A 20,504-nucleotide genomic window follows, 5' to 3' on the forward strand; every position below is an offset into this window, starting at 1 on the left:
ATAAAATAACTTAAATACTTAAATAAATAAAATAACTTAAATACTTAAATGATAAAAACTTAATATAATGTACATAGAAGATAAACCCTTATATTATAAATAATCTTAAAAAATAATAGTATAAAACAAAAAACAAAGCATCGTTGCTTTGTTTTTTTTATTTATTTATGTTTATTTTTTAATATTCAATATAAGGACAATCAGGATCATCACAATAATGTTGTTCACTAAACGCTTGATAACCATTATGAATTTCACATGATGGATCATCACACTGCATTGAATTATTTACAAAATTATTTGGTTGACTCATTGGAGGCATTGGTGGATTAAAATAATTTTGATAAGGATTAAACTGCGGATACATCGGATATGGTTGTGGCATAAACGGATATGGTGTCATTTGTGGTGTTGGTGGAGTAATTATAGGAAAAGAAAAATAATTTGGTGCTGGTGGCATAATATTATATGTTGGTTGTTGTTGTGGCGCCACATATGTTGGTTGTTGTTGTGGTGGCGAGTAAGGAGAATTGTTGTTTTGATTTCCTTTCAATAGTTCAAGTTCTTTCATACGTAAATCTGTTTTATAATTATCAATTTCACGCTCCAATGAAGAGATTTTAAACTGTGACTCTTTAGCTTTAGTAATTTCAGCATTATTATCTTGAATTATTTTTTTATAATTCTCAATTTCTTTTTCCAAAAGCTCAATTTGTTCTGAACTAATTCCAGAATCTCCGCCAGCAATTATTTTTTTTCTTAAATCTGCAATTTCTTTTTCTTTATCGCTATTCATAGCTTGTAAATCATTGATTTTTTTTACTAAATCAGAATTATCTCCGCTATTATTTTCGCCAAAACCACCAATTGTTTTTCTAATTTCTTCTCAATAATTTAAACCATTTTCCTCGCGAAAATTTTCGTCTAAATCCATAGTGAATTTTTCAGCTTCAGATATTGCTTGATTACTTTGCAAATAAATGTTTAATTGCTCATTACCTTCAGCATATGGTGAAGTTGTAGTTGAATATGGTGAACTACCGTTTGCAGTTATTTTTTTGTTTTTAGCCATTTTATATACCTCTTTTAAAATACTACTTAATTATACTACATTTTTATGATTATTTAAAATAAAATATATAATTATACTAAAATATAAATAAAATAAAAGGGATTTATTGATTTTTTTAAAAAAAATATAGAAATTTTTCTATATTTTAAATATTTTATTATGTCAAGGAATAACATTATATCCCGCAAATTGTTCTTTAATTGAAGCAAATTTATTTGTTAAATCCATGTAATTACATAAAATATTACCTTCATTTAATAATATCTTACTTGATGTACTTCCAGTTGTCACAATTTTTATTTCTGGTATTTCAAAGAATTGTGACCCTTTTAAAATTTTATTTGTAATAAAGATTTTAATTTTTAATCCGATTTCTTTTACAATTGTATTATTTTCTACCAAAATTAAATTATTGATTTTTTCTGTAATAATTGGTTTTATTATTTCGCCAGAAACACTATCAACCTCTTTAGCTGTTAATAGCTCTAACCCTTCATGATTAATATAAACATTTACTAATGGAAACTTTTGTAAAACATCATCAATCCCTAATATGTGATCAAAACTAGGATAGCCAATAAAAATTGCTCTTAACTCAATATTGTGTTCTTCTAAATAATCAAGAATAACTTTTGAAGCATGTCCAACATCCATTAAAATAGCTTGTTTATCATTAACAATTAAAGTTGAGTTCTGAAAATTGTTGTTTTTTTCAATAAAGTTTTTTAATTTAATCATTTTTAAACTCCATTTCTTGAGCAAAGTAACTATTAGTAAAAATAAAGTCTACTAAAGGTTTGATCAAAAGATATATTTCATAATTTTTTTTCTCAACAGTATTATTCGATAAAATTATTTCTCTAATTTTTTCATTGTTCTTGGCAATAAGGTTATACAAAGAATTATAACCATTAAAATTAAATCCAAATCATTTATTAACAGCTGTTAAAATCGTGATAATAACCTTGTTAAATAGTTCCATTTCCTCAATTTTAATGTCTTGATTTGTTAAAAAGCTTGTTTTGAAAAAATTATCAACTGTCAAATTAGCAAATAGTTGAGAAATTAAATTTTCATGTGATGTTACTTTTGTAAATTCTTCAAAGTCTTGTGCTTCTAGATTTTTTAAATATAAAAAATGTTTAAAAAATGCATTATATAAGTTGGGATATGAAATCATTTTACTAATTTGTTCATCCGATAAAACATTACCTTTATTTTTTTCATCTAAAAATAATTTTTTTAATGAAACTAATACAGTATTATAAATGTCTTCAAAAACAACTTGCTCAACTTTAATTTGACGAAAGCGTAAAATGTATCTTTGCCTTACTTTTTCAAAGTTACCTTGCATCTCGAAAAAAAGCTTTGTGTTAACAAAGTTGCTTTCATAATCTGTTAAAGTTGCATTTTTTGTTAATATTTTTATAACAAAAATTGTATTTTTCATAAACTCATCCTTATATAAATTAAATTATCTTCTTGGTACAAATTTTTCTGCTTTTGGTTTTTCAGGTTCTGTCACTTTTGTGTTATTAANCAGTTTTACCATCAAGATCTTTTGTATTTTTTGCGTTTGCTTTGTTAATTTTGCTTTGTTTTTTTTCTTCTTTAAGTTTTATTTTTTCGTTTTTAAAGTTTTCTTNNTACTTTGAATACGTTTTTGTTTCAACTCTTCTTTTGTAAGTTTAACTTTTTTTTCAATAATATCAATTCTTCTTTGTGTTTCATCTAAATCTAATCTTTTATTAACAATTCATGAAGTTTCGAAGTGTTTTTTTGAGATTTTTTTTGAAACCCCTTCTATTTCATAAGCTCTTTTTTCAATAAAATTATTTTTTTTAGCTTCATATATTTCAATAACAACATCGAATATATCTCTAAATTTATATTCTTTACCTTTTCTTGAAATAACTTTTTCAAAATCAATACGGATGTTTCTTAAACTTTCTTCTTCTTTAATATGTTTTTTAATAACATCCCTTACTTGTTTCTTTCTTTTTTCTCTTTCAGCTTTTTGGGCTTTTTTACCCATAACAGATGAAACAATCGCAAAGATAATTACCCCAACAATAATTACCCCTAAGATTATATTCATCAACATACTACTTTCGCCTAAACCAGACATACATACCTCCTTATATTAATATTATTATATATATTAAAATCTTTATTCATCTAATTTTAACACAGCCATAAATGCTTCTTGCGGAATTTCTACAGAACCGAAGGCTTTCATCCTTTTTTTACCTTCTTTTTGTTTTTCTAAAAGTTTTTTCTTACGAGTTATATCTCCACCATAACATTTTGCCAAAACATTTTTACGCATAGCTTTAATAGTTTCTCTTGATATAATTTTACTATTAATTGCTGCTTGAATTGGAACCTCAAAATTCTGACGAGGAATAATTTCTTTTAATTTTGCACATAATAATTTACCTCTATTATAAGCAAAATCTCTATGAACAATAATTGATAAAGCATCAACAATCTCACCATTTAACATAATATCCAATTTAACTAATTTATTAGCTTTATATCCAATAAATTCATATTCAAATGAAGCATATCCCTTTGAAATAGATTTTAAACGATCAAAAAAATCAAAAACAACTTCATTTAATGGCATATCATATACTAAATTTCGGCGTGAATCATCATAATACTCAATGTTTACATATGACCCTCTTTTTGTTTGACATAACTCCATTAAAGGCCCTATAAATTCATCTGGTGTCATAATTGAAATTTTCACATATGGTTCTTCAATTCTTTCAATTTTTTGAACATTTGGAAGGTTTGCTGGATTATCAATTGCCACCATTTCACCATTTGTTTTAAAAACATTATAAATAACTGATGGCGCTGTCGCAATTAGTTCTAAATTATGTTCTCGTTCTAAACGTTCTTGAATAATATCCATATGTAAAAGACCTAAAAATCCACATCTAAACCCAAACCCTAAAGCTTGTGAACTTTCAGGCTCATACACCAATGAAGCATCTGATAACTGAATTTTTTCTAGAGCTTCTTTTAAATCTTTGTATTTTGAAGAATCAATAGGAAATAGACCACAAAATACCATTGGATTCATTTTTTTATATCCACTTAAAGGAGTTTTTGTTGGGTTATTTTTTAAAGTAATGGTATCACCAACACGAACATTTTTAATATTCTTAATTGCCGCTGCAACTCAACCTACTTCTCCAGCTACTAACTCTTGTTTTTTAACTTCTTTTGGAGTTTTAATTCCAACTTCTGTAACTTCATAAGTCGCATTTGAATTCATAAATAAAATTTCATCACCTATTTTTATTTTTCCTTCTAATACACGAATAGAAGCCATAACCCCACGATACTTGTCATAATAAGAATCAAAAATTAATGCTTTTAATGGCATAGTGTCATCAGCATTTTTAGGCGCTGGTATATGAGTAATAATTTTTTCTAATACATCGCTAATATTTAAACCAGTTTTAGCGCTTATCATCGGTGCATCATCACAAGGAATTCCAATAATTTCTTCAATATCTTTTTTAACTCTATCAGGATCAGCTGATGGTAAGTCCACTTTATTAATAACTGGTAAAATTTCTAAATTATTTTCAATCGCCAAATATACATTAGCTAATGTTTGCGCTTCAATTCCTTGGGATGCATCAACAACTAATAAAGCACCTTCACAAGCTGCTAAACTTCTTGAAACTTCATAAGAAAAATCTACATGTCCCGGTGTATCAATTAAGTGAAAAATATACTCTTCATTGCTTTTTGAAATATATTTTAATTGCACTGAATTTAGTTTAATAGTAATTCCACGTTCACGTTCCAAATCCATTGAATCTAATAGTTGATTTTTCATATCTCTTGCATCAACAGAATTTGTAGCTTCTAAAATACGATCAGCTAATGTTGATTTACCATGATCAATGTGGGCAATTATACAGAAATTTCTTATTCGTTTTTTTATCATATATTTCCTTAATAGATTTTAAATAATAATTTAAAAACACTCATTTATTATAAATATTTTTATTACTTTTTTAAAGTTATATTTTAAAAAAGTAATAAAAATAAAAAAAGGCATTGCCCTTTTTTATTAGAATCAAGCGCCGCCAAGTGGTAGTGTTGATCCAATTATTAATGCTCCAAAACATATAACGGTTACCGCTAATAATAACATTCATGAAGCTTTAATAAATTTAATATAGTCTACTTTTGCAATTGTTAATCCAGCCATAACAATAACACTAGTTGGTGATACTAAGTTAACAATCCCATTTGCAAATACAAATGATGTAATAGTTCCAGAAACTAAACCAGTAGATGTTGCTTCCGCTAACCCTGTCATTGTTGGGAAAACAGCTCCCGCAAATCCAGATGTTGATGGAATTAATATTGATAATGGAATAAATACAATGAAACTAACTGCAGTAAATCCAGTTGCTCCAAGTGATTGCATTGGTCCAGATAATGATGAAACTAGTTTATCACCCATACCTGTTTTTTCTGAACTTAAAATAAATCCAATACCTGCAGCTACAGCAATAACTAAAGCAACAGATAACATATCTTTTGTACCTGTTGAAAACTCTTCAATAAAGTTTTCTTCACCTTTTCAAACTATAAATCCAATTATTAAAGTTGCTATAAAGAATAATGTTCCTAATTCAATAAAGTATCATTCACCAATTGGTGCAATATATTTTGTTAAATATGGTACATGTGTTGTTAATGTATCATGTAAATCTGCAAATGCTGATACACCGAATGCAGATTCTCATGGTAATAATCCAAAGATCATAATTACAAATGATAATGCAAATATCGAAATAATTGCTTTTCTTTTTCTATTAAATTCAGGTAATTCTGTAACTACCGCAAAATGTTCTAAGTGAAAATCTCTTTGACTAAATACGGGAGATTTTTCAGGATTAGATTTAACTCTTCTTGCGTATCACATAATAAATACACTAGACACTGTAATTAATGCTACTAAAGTTAAAACTCTAATTAAAATACCAGAACCGATTGAAACATCAGCTCCAGCTGCAACGGCTGCATCAACAGCTGCTCCAATTGCAAATGGGTTAACTGTTGAGGCTGTAACACCAACACCAGCTCCAAATAAAATAATCATAACAGCTGTTAAGACATCAAATCCAGCTGATAAGAAAAATGGAATTAGCACTAAATAAAATGCTAAAGTTTCTTCTGCGAAACCAAATGTAGTTCCTGCAATCGCAAAAATAGTAACGATTATTGGAATAACTCAAATTTCTTTACCTTTCATTTTTGCTACAATACGACCAATAGCTGCATCCATTGCTTGTGACTTAATCACAAAATGAATTAAAGCTGACAGGATTAACAAGAAGATAATAATTGCTGCTCTATCTGCAAATCCTTGGATTGGTGCTATGAATAAATCTAAAATACCCGCTGGACCATTTGTAGTTGTTCCCGGTATTCAAGATATAAGAATAATTAATAAAGTTAAAGCAAATAAAATTGTGTATACTGACGGCAATTTAAACTTTGATTTACTTTTCTCTTTTTTTTGAGAATTAGACATAATACCTCCATCTTTTTTTTATTAAATAACTAAAATATAATAAAAATATAATATTTTTATAATGTTAAATTTTTATTATAAATACTTTGATATTACTTATTTTAAATAAGCATATATATTTAGTAATTCGAAATAATACTTAAAAATACTCTGAAATACATAAATTTATATTTTTATTATATATAAATTTTATAAACGAAACAATTAAAAATTAAATTAAAATCATAAAAATGTGCTTGTTTTTATGCCTGAACCTAAAATTAATAATAAAAAACAAATAATAAATATTGAAATAGTTAATTTTCATGTGCTTTTAATAAAGTTTTTATAAGTTATTTTAGAAATTGAAAGAGTTGATAATAACACAGCGCTTGTGGGAGAAAATAAGCTGGCAATCCCATTAGCAAATGAAAAACTTGTAATTGTTCCCGAAACCATTTCTGGAGCTATTTCATTTGTTAATTTAGCAATAGTTGGAAAAAAACCTGAAATAAAACCTGAAGTTGTTGGGATTAAAAAAGATAAAAATATAAAAGTAAAAAAGTTTACAATTATATATAAACTATTATTTGCGTTTTCTGTATTTTTTAAAACACTAGCAACAATAACACTTCCCATTCCTGTATATTTATCCGACATTATAAGTCCTATCCCAGTAGATAATGCAATAACAAATACAATGTTAATGATGTTTTTTGTTCCTTGTAAGAAATTGTTAAAATCCATGTTGTTGTTATTAATATTAATGACTCCAATTATTATTGAAGAAATTAATAAAATAGCTGAAAATTCTATATATGATCAATTACCAAATTGGTTAAATATAGTTAATAAATACGGCATTTCTTTTAATAGTGTTTTATGAATATTTAAAAAAAAGTTATTGTTAAAAATGAAGTCTCAAGGTATCATACCCAAAATAATAGACATTAAACTTATAAAAAAGATTATTAAAATTATTTTATGACGCTTTGTATATGGTTCCTTATCAATTAAAGGAAAATTTGCTAAAAATAAAGATTGTTCATTATAAAAAGTAGAACTTTTAGGATTTTTCTTAATTTTTAAAGCATACAATATTATAAAAATGCTTACTGTTAAATTTAATAGTATTAAAGAACAAAATCTTATAATTATTCCATGAATAATTGAGATGTCATTAACACCATTTTCTAGAGCTGCATCTACAGCGGCTTTTATAGCAAATGTATTAAATGTAGAGCTAATAACTCCAATAGTAAAACCAAAGAAAATAATCATAGCCCCTACCATTACATCAAATTTTAAATTTAAAAATATCGGAATTAAAAAAGCATAAAAAATTAAAACATTTTCTCCAAAACCTAAAAAACTCCCAAAAATAGAAAATACTGTTACTAAAATTGGAATTAACCATATTTCTTTATTTTTAAATTTGTAAAATAATTGACCTAAAGATCTTTCAAAAGTTTCTGATTTTATAACAACAAAAATAAATCCAGAAGCTATAAATAAAAATACAAAACGATCAGCCTGTAAAACAAACCCTTCAATTGGCGCAGAAATTACTTGCACAATACTTGCGGGTCCATTCTCTGTGAGACCTGGAATTCATGATAAAAAAATTATTATGGCTGTAATAAAAAATAATATAGTCAAAAGAGAAGATAATTTAAATTTAGTTTTATTTTTTTCTAATTTTTTCATATCATTTCTCCTTATATATTTAATATTAAATTAAAAAAACACATTAAATGTGTTTTTTTTGATAAAGTTAATTTTAAAAAATTAAGATTGTCATCTCATTTTTCAACTTGCTAATCCAACATATGCTCCCAAAAAGGCGATTGATACAGGAATGTATATGTAGTATTCCATTTTCATTGTAAATCCACCTTTTCAAGCGTGCAAGAATGGTTCTAATGCATATTTAAAGGGATTTATATATGTAATATATTTTAACACATCACTATTATTAATTAATTCAACTGGCAAGAATGCTCCACTTAAGAACGCAATTGGCATATAAATAATATTTGAGATTGCTATTAATGATGTCATTGATTTACAAACTGAAGCAATAGCCATTCCGATTGCGATTGATGAGGCAAAAACAATTAGAATAAATGGAATTGATGCTAGAATGTTTTTTGGTAAAGCTACATTACTTCAACCAAATTGAGTTCCGAACATAATTCCCCCTCACAACATAGTTCATAAAAATGCTATTATGATAAATAATAATCCAACCAACATAACAGATATAACAAAAGTAATCGGTTTAATGTTTGTGGCTCCAATTCTTTTCATTAAAACACTTGTTTTAAATTCTACAATTGTTTGTGGAATAACAAATATTCCAACTGACATAGCTTGAACCATAGCAATTGATCCAATAATTGTATGAACACCAACAGCTCCTTGTGATTCAAAGGCAAATCCTTGTAAGAATAAAATAATAATTGGAAATACAAACATAAAGAATGGAACAGCCACCCCTTTGTAATAATATTTCATCATTAAGTTGATTAATGGGCGATTCTTACCTTGTGATTTACCATTATGAATAATTCTGTCTATTTTATTTTTAGAAGAATTTTTTAAATCAGCTTCTTTTTCTTGAGCTTCTTTATATTGTCGTTCTAAATCTGATTTTTTGTTTTTCTCAAACATTTTTCATGTATATTCATGAACTGATCCATATTTTTTAACTAAATCTGCAACCATTCCAGTTTCTAAAATTTCTCCGTTATGAATGTAAATATACTTTTCACAAAACTCTTCAATTTCTGACATGTTGTGAGTTACAAGTAACATTGCTTTATTCAACTTAACAATGTTATCTCTTAGAAAATCAAATATTTCCGCTTTAACTTCAATATCTAAACCTGTTGAAACTTCATCCAAAATAACTAAATCAGGATTGTGAATAATTGCCAACAAGATATTTAAACGTTGTTGTTGTCCACCAGATAAAGACTCGATAAATTTATTTTCAAATCCAATTAATTGATATGTGTTTAACAATTCTTGTAGTTTTGTTGCTGACATTTCTATTTTAAAAGTTTGTAAATAATATTTAATCATATCGATAACTGTAATTCCGATAGGATATTTTGATTCTTGAAATTGAATACCAATAGTTAAATTATCTTGTGTAATTACTTTCCCTTTTGAAGGTTGTCTAATTCCACCTATAATTTCACTCATAGTAGATTTTCCACCACCATTAGCTCCAATTATTCCAATACGTTCACCAAATCCCACTTTAAAATTAATGTTCTTTAAAGCTGCATTTTTTTTATAGTATTTTGAAACATTTTGTAGTTCTACAAATGGTTTTGTAATATCTATACTTGGTTTTTTATCATTTATTTTTAATTCTGTGTTTTTTTCCATAAAAACCTCCTTTAGTTAAAAACTATCTACCAAATATTACCTTAATTAAAAAAAATTAGCAAGATAAACTTACTAATTTTGTGGTTGAACTTCTTTGTCAAAATCTTTATTAACTATCATATTTGGATCGAATTCATCTGGATGATCTACTAATTTGTTTTTGTATTTTTTTCAATAGCTTCACAAAATAGGAACTATTATAAAAGCACAAACTAAATCATTTAAACCAATAAAAACATAAAAGAATATTGGATTTCCGGTTGCTATCGATACTCCATACCCTATTGCAATTAATGGCAATACAATTACAAATGATCTTAAACTTGATGTTAAGGTTGCTAAAAAGGAACGATTTATTCCTTGGAATAATGTTAATGAAATATAAGTTAAAGCACAAAATGGATATGTCATAAAGTTAATTACAACTCATCAACGATACTTGTCTAAAAATTGTTCTGGGAATGAAAACAGAGTAATCATTTGCCCATTAAATGCTACAAATATTAAGAGCGTTATAATAAACCATGAAATAATAAGTCATGAAACTCTTTTTAAAACTTGTCATATTCGATTATTTTTCTTAGCACCATAATTATAAGCGATGATCGAACGACCACCTTGGGTCAACCCGATACCCACAGATAAGATAAAGTCCATTCATGGTGATAATGCTGAATATAATTGTTGTAACACAGATACACCCTGTACATTTTCTTGACCGGGCAATTGAACAACTAGCGATGTTGAAACGTAAGAAACAATAACTAAAGCTAATTGAATAATAAAACTTGGTATACCAGCTTTTATAAAATAAAAAACATTTTTTCTTTGAACTTTTAATAAATCAGATAAGGAAAACTTCATAAATGATTTTGTTCTTTTAGAAAATACAAAAATCATTGCTCCAGCAATTTGAATAATTCAGGCCATAAATGAACCTAGGGCAGCTCCTGTTAAACTCATTTTACCAACGGTAATAAACAGAATACTAAATCCAATATTTGATAATATCGAACCGACCATTAAACCAATAATTAAAAGCATATAACCCTCTGCTCTCAATAAAGAAATAAAATAATAACTTAAAAATAATAAGGGAGCTCCCGATATTAATAACCAAACATATTTTCAAGCTAAATCTAACGTTATAGGATTATAAAATTCTCCCATTTGCGAGGTTATCATTACAGAATTTAATTTAGGGTGAACTAATAACATTACAAATATTGAAACAAATATTGAAAAAACAATTGTTGTTGAAAATCCGTTTCCTGCAACTTTTGCCATTTTTTTAACATCTCTTTGTCCATAAGCGATTGAAAAAGCTAATGTACAACCAAACCCTATCATTACTGCAAAAGCAAAAATAAAGTTCATTATTTGTGAAGTATATTGTGTTGCCACATTAATATAACTTCGAATATCCTCTAAAGGAATTCGACTGACACTAGTTCCTTTTATTTCGTTGTATCATTTTACATATTGCTCTAAAGAAGCAATTGTTTCTGGCACAAATGTTAGTGCCAATGTTTTATCTAAAATATTATATAAACCTTGAACAACCATTAGCAAAACTGTTGGTGCACAAAAGTAAAATATTATTTTTCATGGTTTATCATATCTTAGTTTTAATTCTCTTTTTGATAATTCAATCATGACTTACTCCTTTCTATTTTTATAAACTATCTATCTTTTATAAAAAATTAAATTTTAATATCATTTAATAATCTTTTATACAACAAGTGTATGTCTAATAAAATTAATTGCCGGAATAAATAATACTGCATTAATTGAAAACTTAATTAAGTTAAAAGGTATTACAAATGGCACAATTAATTTATTAAAATCATCAATTACTTCTTGCGGAAAGCCTAGTATAACAATATACAATCTGTATATAAATATATAGTTTAAAAATCCCATTACTAAAGATGTAATAATTGTTGAAACAACTAAAGCGATTATACAAGACACAATATCAGCTGATATTTTATTTTTTGTTTTTTTATTATCACTAGTAACTTGAACACTTTCTTCTTTCTTAGTATTTTTAAAAATTAATTTCATAAATACTCTTTCAATAAGCAATAGCGTAAAAAAGAATACTAACACAAATACTCCATCGGCAAATATCAACGATACTCCATCAACGATTGTTTCTCCTAAAATTAAGATTCTAAGAAAAATACTTATTAGTATTTGAAATAATAAATAAAATCATCCTGTAAAAAAAACTGAAATTAAAAATATAAAATCTGAAAATTCTATTTTTAAAAAGTTAGCTGCCGGAAATATTGATAGGTTAGCTAATTTTGATATTCATGATATTACAATATACAAAGCAATCATCATTGCCATTAACACAATTTTTTTAGTATTTATTTTAAAGGTATCTTTTAAAGTAATCATTTTAAATCTTTCTTTAACATTATCTATTAATAAAAGAAAATAATTAATCTAAGATTTTGTATCTTCTACAAAATCCTTATTAATTATTGTCTGAGTTTCAAACTGATCTGGATGATCAATTAGTTTATCTTTATATTTTCTTCAATATGATAATAATATTGGCATTAATATTAACGCACATATTAAATCATTTAATCCTACAAATACATAGTAAAATATCGGATTACCCGTTGCAACAGCAACACCAAAACCTATTCCACTTAAAGGTAACAATACAACAATAGTTCGTAAACTTGAAGAGACTGTTCCTAACAATGATCGATTTATTCCTTGGAATAATGTTAATGAAATATATGTTAAAGCTGAAAAGGGATATGTCATAAAGTTAATTACAACCCATCAACGATATTTATCAACAAACTCTTCTGGGAATGAGAACATTCTAATCATTTGTCCATTAAATGTAATAAAAATTAGTAGAGTGATACAAAATCAAGCAATTATTAATCAAGAACACCTTTTTAAAACTTGCCATATTCGATTAAATTTTCGCGCACCATAATTATACGCAATAATTCCTCTGGCGCCCTGGGTTAAACCAATACCAACAGATAAGATAAAGTTCATTCAAGGAGAAATAGCAGAATATAGTTGTTGTAACACAGATACACCTTGAACATCTTCTTGTCCCGGTAATTTTACAACCAATATTGTTGAGATATAAGAAACAACAACTAAAGCCATTTGAATAACAAAGTTTGGAAATCCTGCTTTTAAAAAGTAAAAGAAATTTCCTTTTTCAATTTTAACCATATCTTTAAGCGAAAACTTCATAAAGGATTTTACCTTTTTATTGAAAACAAAAAGCATTGAAACAATTATTTGAAAAATTCAAGATAAAACTGTACCAAAAGCAGCTCCACCTAATCCTCATTCAACAACAATGATAAAGAAAATAGAAAAAGCAATGTTAAGAATCACTGACACTATTGTTAAAACAATAACAAATAGCATATAACCCTCTGTTCTTAACAATGAAGTAAAGTAGTATGTTAAGAACATTAATGGAGCTCCCAAAATAATTGGTCAAACATATCTTCACGCTAAATCTAAAGTTATCGGATTATAAAAATCTCCCATTTGCGAGGTTATCATCACTGAATCGAACTGCGGTAAAACTAATAACAAAACAACAACACCAACAACTATTGATGCTAATATTGTTACAGAAAATCCGTTCCCAGAAACCCTAGCCATTTTTTTAATGTCTCTTTGCCCATAAGCAATTGAAAAAGCCAATGTACAACCAAAACCTAACATGACACCAAAAGCAAATAGAAAGACAAATACTTGTGAGGCGTACTGGGTAGCAACATTTATATAGCTCTTTAAATCATTAAACGGAATCTCTGTAACATTTGTCCCTTTTAATTCGTTATATCATTTAACATATTGATCTAATGAAGCAATTGTTTCTGGTACAAATTGTAAGGCAATTGATTTATCTAAAATATTATACAAACCTTGAACAACCATCAACAATACTGTTGGAGCACAAAAATAAGCAATGGTTTTTCATGGCTTATCATATCTTAATTTTAATTCTCTACTTGATAATTGAATCATGTTTTCCTCTTCACTTATATACAAATAAATATTATATTATTTTACAAAAAAAGAATATTGTAATTGGCAATATTCTTAAAATAATTTTTTTAGTTTTTTACCTCTTGAAATTGGAGTTTTTTTTTCTAATTTCTTTTTATTATATTTTTCAACAAAATTAGTTAATTTTTTTAGCTTTCAACCAATTATGTGACCAGAAATAAATACAAAAAATACAGTTCCAAATAATAAATAATTATTAAAGAAGTCCATTTTAACGCCAAATTGTGATCCATTAACCAGAACTACAATTATCCCTGCTCCAGCTAAGATAACATCTATTATCACTCTAGAAAGAGCATAATTAATTCTTGTTAAATTATGAAGTCCACTTGAAACAGAATTATATGGACCTAAAAACATTTTACTGTAAACAACAAAAGTAAATCCTGTTGTATAAAGCAAGAATCCACCAATGAATATTCAAGTTCTAAAGAATACTTCCAACTCTCCAATAGCATCTAACGGTATGTATAATTGAGATAATTTTATGTAATAAGGTCAAATAAATACTGGAATTATATCAGAAACAATTCTAAGTAAATATTTAGAAATAATTTGTTTGTTTTTTGTAATTTTATAGTCTCTAATTAATAATAAAATATTAAACAGGATTGCAAATGTTAGAATTATCAAATAAACAAAAGTTAAAAATTGTGAGTAATACTGGTCTAGGTTGTGAGAAACTGAACCACTATCGCTTGTTCCGTGAATTGTTTTTAATAATGCAAAAACTAAAATATCTAAATGAGATGCTCCCACTTTTGTATTCATATATATTGCAATACCTAAACCAAAAAGGAATACCCCAATATTATAAATAATAAATCTTGAAGTTAGATTTTTCCAATTTTTTTTCAAATATATAGATGTATCTTTATAAAAAGTTTTCATATAATTATTCTCCTTCGATTAGTTTTTGTCTTTCTATTGCTTTCGCTTTTCTAATTTTTTTAATTGATTCTTTAATATGTTGTCTTCTAATATNCTTTTTTCAAGTTATCAATTTCTTCATTCATTTTCTTTTTTGAATTAGGTTTATTTTTAAATTTCTNNTTAAATTATACTTATTTCTAATTTTTTGAATTTTTAATTGTAACTCTTCGTTGTGTGGTTTGCGATGTTTTTTCTTTCTAATTGGTTGTGATAAATTAGATTTATATTTTTCAAATTCTATACCTCATTTTTTTAGGTAAAAAAGTTCTTTATTGTTTGAATCTGACGTAATACAAATACTGATTCCTTCGCTTTTATATCTTCCAGTTCTTCCGCTTCGGTGAATATAATATTCCATATTATTTGGAAACCCTAATGATATAACATGAGAAACTGCTTCTAAATCAATTCCTCTTGATGCTAGATCTGTTGCTACTAAAAAGTTAAAATCATTATTATTCAATCTTTTTAAAATCTTTTGTCTTTCAGAAGATTTTAGTTCTCCGTGTAAAGCAACTGCATTTTTATTGTTTTCTAATAATATGTTCATAATTTTATTAATATCATTTCTATTATTAACAAAAACAATAGCCAAGTAAGGGTTTATATCCCCAATAACCTTTTTAAAAGCCACATCACTATCACTTGTATTCAATAAGAAATGTTTTATATTTTGGTTTGCTATTTTTTTATCAACTTCAACAACTTTAGCATCATTTAAAAACTTTTTTAAAAAATTTCTTAAGCTATCATTTATGGTTGCCGAAAAAGCTGAAATACTAGTGTTTTTTTCTTTAAAAAAAGCCATCATTTTAATAATTAAATCTTGAAAACCTAAATCTAATAACATATCACATTCATCTAATACAATATAATTAATATGAGTTAAGTTAATGATAGATTCTGAAATTAAAGATTCTAATTTATTTGGAGTACAAACTAATAAATGTTTGTCCGTTGCGTTTGTCATTTCACTATTAGAACTAACTAATCCTATTTTTAATTCTGGATAAGTTTCATTAAACATTTTTGCAACGTTATAAATTTGTTGAGCCAACTCCTTAGTTGGAGAAATTATAATTGCTTGTGTTGAAACAAACTTAATTTTAATATTATTTATAATTGGAATTAAAAAAGCGTGAGTTTTACCAGAACCCGTTGGAGAGGCACAAACAACATTTTTATTTTTTAAAATATGCGGAATAACATTTTCCTGAACTTTTGTAGGGTTGTTAAAGTTTATTTTTTCTAATGTTTTTAAAATATTTTCTTTTAAATTATAATTAAATGCCATTTGGTACTCCTGTTAATCTATTTATAAAATTTATAAATTGTTATTTAATATCAATATAACATTATTAAGCACAAAAAACTACAAAAGTAGTTTTCATATTTATAACTGTTTAATTTTTAAATTGATCTATAGATAAATTTGTTCTAACAATAGCTTTAGTATTTCAAGATGTTAAGTAATCAAATCATTTAAAACCTGGTTCAAAACTAATTTTAATTTGATTTGATTCTAAAATCTCATAGTTGAATTCATAATATGTTTTAGTGTTATAATTTCTTTCTACAGCTATATAATAGTCATCACCTGGTTTTTTATCTTCAAGATAGAAGTCTAAACTATGTGATTTTAAAGAAGAATCAATATGTACTTTTGTTTTGTCATTTAAAGTAACATCTTTTCCTACAAATCAAGAATTATAATTTCTAAAATCTTTATTAATTGTTCGACTGGCAATACCATCATTGTTAAACAACAACCCAGCACTTATTGCTAGAAAAATAATACTTCAAGAAAAAATAATAAGTGTTATTATTTTAAATACTTTTTTATTTAAAAATTTAATAATAGATATTTTTTTAGCTTTTTGAATTTTTAAAGATTTTTTATTATAAATAAGAACATTAAACATTCATAAACCTTTTAAAACCGATAAATTAATAGAAGCTAAAATATAAAATATAAAGAATAGAATAATTGCAACACCCATTGTACCAAGTCATAGACCAAGTGCATCTACACCATTTAATGATAAAAAGTATGGAACAGCAGTAGCTAAACTAGCGGGCAAAATAAGTATTGAAGTTAAGAAGAAAGAAACAAAAAGAGATGCTGTTATTGAACCAATTATGACTCAAACAAAAAACATTATTATTGTTGCAAAAATTTTGCTAGTTGTTTTGGCTTTATAATGACTTTTTTCTCATTTTAAATATTTTGATTTATAAAAATCTTCTTCAAAGTCTAATTCTTTAGAGTTTTGTTTTGCTATTTCGTAAGGAGAATCAAGAGACTTAATAATTTCATCTTCTGTTAATCCTTTTTGATAATCATTGTAAAATTTTTCTTTATAATCTGAAATAATTTCAAGCCTAAACTTTGTTGGCAAAAAACTAATATACTTATCTAGATCTTTTAATCATTTTTTTCTGCACTTCTGTTATAAATAATTTTTCTTTTCAATCATTTATTTTTTCTGTAATACTTGTACTAATTTTTTTATTAAAATTTTTAATTTTTTTTATAAATGTGTTATCTTTATTTTTATTTTTTACATCAGTTGTTAATTGATGCTCTTCTTTGGTAATTTCATCTGTTGATTTGTTTTGTTTTTCTTTATTATCTTTTATCATTTACTTTTTCTCCTAAAATTTCATTTACACTTGATATGAATTGTTTTCATTCTCCAATTAAATTTTCTTTTCTTTCCTGACCCTTATCTGTTATTGCGTAATATTTTCTAGCTGGGCCTTCTGAAGACTGAACTAATTTTGTTGTACAATAATCATTTAAAACCAGTTTTTTTAACAAAGCATATATTGTGCTTTCTGTAGTATCAATTTTTTTGTTAATTTCTTCATTTAATTGGTATCCGTATTTTTCATCACCTTCTAAATATATAAGTACAATTAACTCTAAAATTCCTTTTTTAAATTGTGTATCCATATTGACCTCTTACAGTACTATATTAAACATAGTAGTTTATTAAGTCAAGTATTATTTGTAAAAAAAAAAAAAAAACAATATTAATTGTTTTTTAATAATTTATATTCTAATAAATATTTTTCTTTTTCTTTAGAAAAAGTTGTTTTTGCCTCTTGTAGCATTTGTTTAGCTTCATCAGACTTTGCTTTTTTAAAAGTTTTCTTTGATAATATATAATTATTTTTTGCATCTAATAAAGATAATGGAAAAATTAATTTTGTTTGTTTTCTAACTTTAAAAATAACAAATAAAATTGTAAAAAATATTATTGGCAATGCAATAAGTGCTACTTTTAAAATACCAGAAACAACAAAAATAAAGTTTGCCCCATCCATTGGCACAGGAGCATGACCCTCAGTTATTTTATGAGGAAATCAAATAATTGTTGAAATTGAATTTGAACCAAAAGTAATAACTTCTTGAAAACCTAGGTTTTTAATTAGTGAAATACCGTTACCAGAAAAATTAATAATTTCTGGATTAACTTCATCTATTCAATACTGTGTCTCATAATTTATAAATAATCCGACCAATATTAAAATTGTCAAAATTATAAAAATTAAAAAAAGTGAACCTAAAGTGATTCTATAAAAATTTTTCATAAAATTTATTTTTTAACAAATTTTTGTAATTTTTTATATGGTTTATTCACTTTAACTTCATTATCAGATTCAGTTACTTTTCATGGATTTTGACCCGGAATATATTCACGACTTTGGTGAGAAATAACACCAAAAACTTCTACTAAACGATCTCCGATTATTTTTTCTCCAGTTTCAAATTTACCATCAGCTAAACCATCATGTTTTCTATAATCATGTGCAGTTTTAACTTCATCTGTTTTTAAAGCTTGATTAATAGCAATTTCTGTAGCTGGAGATGCATCTCTTAAAGCTTCATTTCTAATTGCTATTCAAGTTTCTAAAATTTCTTTATTATCTTTCATATATTGACCTCTACTTGTTGAACTCTTCTTATTATAACATATGGTTTTAAATATTTATTGATAAAATGGCATAAATTAATTTGAATAAGGTTTTCCCTTAAATATAAATTTATCTAAAAATATTTCGTTTATTTCATTACTTTTAAACTTTTCTAATAAAAATATTTGACTTGCTTCAATGAAGGCATACTCCATGTTATGGCCAAAGTTTATAACTGTTATATTTTTATTTTTAGCAACAATTAGTTCATTTCACTTAATTTCTCCGGTTAAAAGTAAGGAGTTTTTTTTCATTTTATTTACTAAATAACCGCAAGCACCTGATCCTAAAATAGTTTGTGTAAAAATACTTTCGGTATTTTTTATATTATTGTTATTGTAAATTAATGCGTTTGATAAATAATTATATTTTTCAGATTCTGTAATTATATTTTTAATATTAGCATCCCTTAATAACAAAGAATAATTATCATAACTTGTTTGACCTTTTTCAATATTTAGTTTTTTAGCTAAGTAATTATTAATTCCAAATTTTTTATCTTTATCAAAACAAGTATGCAATGAAATTACTGATATTTTATGCTTTAGTAATTCTTTATAAACATTATTTTTAAACTCTAATTTTAACTCTTGTTTCTTCTTGGCGAAAAAAAATGGATGATGAGTAATTATTACATTACAATTTTGATTTATGGCTTCTGCAACATTTATTTCATCTAAATCAAGGCAAATATAAATATTTTTTACTTGTTCCTTCTTGAAAATAATTTGTTTTCCATTATTGTCTCATTTTTCTTGTTTTCTAAAATTAAAGTATTTGTTTAAAATGTTATAAAAATTTTTCACTAACATATTTCAACCTCTTACTAATTTGCTTGTTTATTTTTTTTAAGTTTTTATAACGTTTATAGTCTTTTTTCTTTAAAATCTCAATTAGTTTTTTATTTTTCAATAATCTTTTATTTCATAATTTTGAATATATTTCAAAATTAAAATCTTTTTGACTATGACTTTTACCCATTAATAAATCTAGTTTGCTATTATTAATATTTTTAAGTTGTTTATTTATAACAAGGCATTCATAATACTTGTCATTTTCATAAATAATTTTCTCAGTTAAAATTTGATAATTATTTACTTTGGCTCACATTCTAATGTCTGCAACATTTGTATTCGAACATATTATATATTTGCTAATATTGTTTTTATCATGCTTCAAAATATCTAAAATTAAAGGTGTCCCAAGTCCAGCAATAATTGCATAATCAAAATTTTCGTCCGGTAAACTCTGTAGTCCATCAGATTTTATTGTTTTAATATATGAAGTTAATTTTGCTTCATCAATATTTTTTTGCGCTGTTTTTAAAGGTTTTTCATTTATATCACAAGCATAAGCTTTTTTTACAATCTTGTTTTGAACTAAAAAAATTGGAACTAACCCATGGTCTGTTCCAATATCGCATATAATATTTGATTTTTGTACTAAATCAACTATTGTTCTTAAACGTTGCGAAATGTTTATTATCAT

Annotated in this window: 19 protein-coding genes; all 19 read right to left on the reverse strand. The window is 25.7% G+C overall.

Features of this window, described 5'->3' with window-relative positions; all coding sequences use genetic code 4:
* Positions 1-178: 178 nt before the first annotated feature.
* Positions 179-1,072, reverse strand: coding sequence for a hypothetical protein (locus NPX79_RS00220; RefSeq protein ID WP_381415135.1), 894 nt, complete (start codon positions 1,070-1,072; stop codon positions 179-181).
* A gap of 138 nt (positions 1,073-1,210) precedes the next feature.
* Positions 1,211-1,810 carry an MBL fold metallo-hydrolase gene (locus NPX79_RS00225; protein WP_381415136.1) on the reverse strand — a complete coding sequence of 200 codons (600 nt, stop codon included), beginning with the start codon at positions 1,808-1,810 and terminating at the stop codon, positions 1,211-1,213.
* Entirely contained in the window at positions 1,803-2,522 is a 720-nt protein-coding gene (locus NPX79_RS00230; RefSeq protein WP_381415137.1) for a hypothetical protein, read from the reverse strand. Before NPX79_RS00230 ends, NPX79_RS00225 begins: the two co-directional genes overlap by 8 nt.
* 720 nt (positions 2,523-3,242) lie before the next feature.
* Positions 3,243-5,045, reverse strand: a complete 1,803-nt coding sequence (gene lepA, locus NPX79_RS00235; RefSeq protein ID WP_381415138.1) for a translation elongation factor 4 — start codon at positions 5,043-5,045, stop codon at positions 3,243-3,245.
* Positions 5,046-5,171: 126 nt separating this feature from the next.
* Positions 5,172-6,647: a YfcC family protein gene (locus tag NPX79_RS00240; RefSeq protein WP_381415139.1), complete on the reverse strand. Its 1,476-nt coding sequence runs from the start codon at positions 6,645-6,647 to the stop codon at positions 5,172-5,174.
* A 216-nt stretch (positions 6,648-6,863) separates the two neighbouring features.
* Positions 6,864-8,333 (reverse strand): hypothetical protein, encoded by a 1,470-nt coding sequence (locus tag NPX79_RS00245; protein ID WP_381415140.1) that lies wholly within the window; start codon positions 8,331-8,333, stop codon positions 6,864-6,866.
* Positions 8,334-8,414: 81 nt separating this feature from the next.
* On the reverse strand, positions 8,415-10,025 hold the full coding sequence (locus NPX79_RS00250) for an ATP-binding cassette domain-containing protein (RefSeq protein WP_381415141.1): 1,611 nt from the start codon (positions 10,023-10,025) through the stop codon (positions 8,415-8,417).
* 72 nt (positions 10,026-10,097) lie between these two features.
* On the reverse strand, positions 10,098-11,681 hold the full coding sequence (locus NPX79_RS00255; protein WP_381415142.1) for an MATE family efflux transporter: 1,584 nt from the start codon (positions 11,679-11,681) through the stop codon (positions 10,098-10,100).
* Positions 11,682-11,756: 75 nt separating this feature from the next.
* On the reverse strand, positions 11,757-12,434 hold the full coding sequence (locus NPX79_RS00260; RefSeq protein ID WP_381415143.1) for an ECF transporter S component: 678 nt from the start codon (positions 12,432-12,434) through the stop codon (positions 11,757-11,759).
* 48 nt (positions 12,435-12,482) lie between these two features.
* Entirely contained in the window at positions 12,483-14,060 is a 1,578-nt protein-coding gene (locus NPX79_RS00265) for an MATE family efflux transporter (RefSeq protein ID WP_381415144.1), read from the reverse strand.
* A gap of 75 nt (positions 14,061-14,135) precedes the next feature.
* Positions 14,136-14,993, reverse strand: a complete 858-nt coding sequence (locus NPX79_RS00270) for an SPE_1075/MLC_0560 family membrane protein (RefSeq protein ID WP_381415145.1) — start codon at positions 14,991-14,993, stop codon at positions 14,136-14,138.
* 4 nt (positions 14,994-14,997) lie between these two features.
* Entirely contained in the window at positions 14,998-16,329 is a 1,332-nt protein-coding gene (locus NPX79_RS00275) for a DEAD/DEAH box helicase (RefSeq protein ID WP_381415146.1), read from the reverse strand.
* 109 nt (positions 16,330-16,438) lie between these two features.
* Positions 16,439-17,434 (reverse strand): DUF1700 domain-containing protein, encoded by a 996-nt coding sequence (locus NPX79_RS00280; protein ID WP_381415147.1) that lies wholly within the window; start codon positions 17,432-17,434, stop codon positions 16,439-16,441.
* Positions 17,435-17,447: 13 nt separating this feature from the next.
* On the reverse strand, positions 17,448-17,678 hold the full coding sequence (locus tag NPX79_RS00285; RefSeq protein WP_381415148.1) for a hypothetical protein: 231 nt from the start codon (positions 17,676-17,678) through the stop codon (positions 17,448-17,450).
* Positions 17,665-17,991: a PadR family transcriptional regulator gene (locus tag NPX79_RS00290; protein WP_381415149.1), complete on the reverse strand. Its 327-nt coding sequence runs from the start codon at positions 17,989-17,991 to the stop codon at positions 17,665-17,667. Before NPX79_RS00290 ends, NPX79_RS00285 begins: the two co-directional genes overlap by 14 nt.
* A gap of 80 nt (positions 17,992-18,071) precedes the next feature.
* Positions 18,072-18,632, reverse strand: coding sequence for a hypothetical protein (locus NPX79_RS00295; RefSeq protein WP_381415150.1), 561 nt, complete (start codon positions 18,630-18,632; stop codon positions 18,072-18,074).
* Between the two features lie 5 nt (positions 18,633-18,637).
* Positions 18,638-18,976 carry a hypothetical protein gene (locus NPX79_RS00300; RefSeq protein WP_381415151.1) on the reverse strand — a complete coding sequence of 113 codons (339 nt, stop codon included), beginning with the start codon at positions 18,974-18,976 and terminating at the stop codon, positions 18,638-18,640.
* Positions 18,977-19,051: 75 nt separating this feature from the next.
* Complete coding sequence (locus NPX79_RS00305; RefSeq protein WP_381415152.1) at positions 19,052-19,828, reverse strand: Nif3-like dinuclear metal center hexameric protein; 777 nt, start codon at positions 19,826-19,828, stop codon at positions 19,052-19,054.
* Entirely contained in the window at positions 19,806-20,504 is a 699-nt protein-coding gene (locus NPX79_RS00310) for a class I SAM-dependent methyltransferase (RefSeq protein WP_381415153.1), read from the reverse strand. Before NPX79_RS00310 ends, NPX79_RS00305 begins: the two co-directional genes overlap by 23 nt.

It is taken from the genome of Spiroplasma endosymbiont of Anurida maritima (assembly GCF_042465095.1).
GTDB lineage: Bacteria > Bacillota_I > Bacilli_A > Mycoplasmatales > Mycoplasmataceae.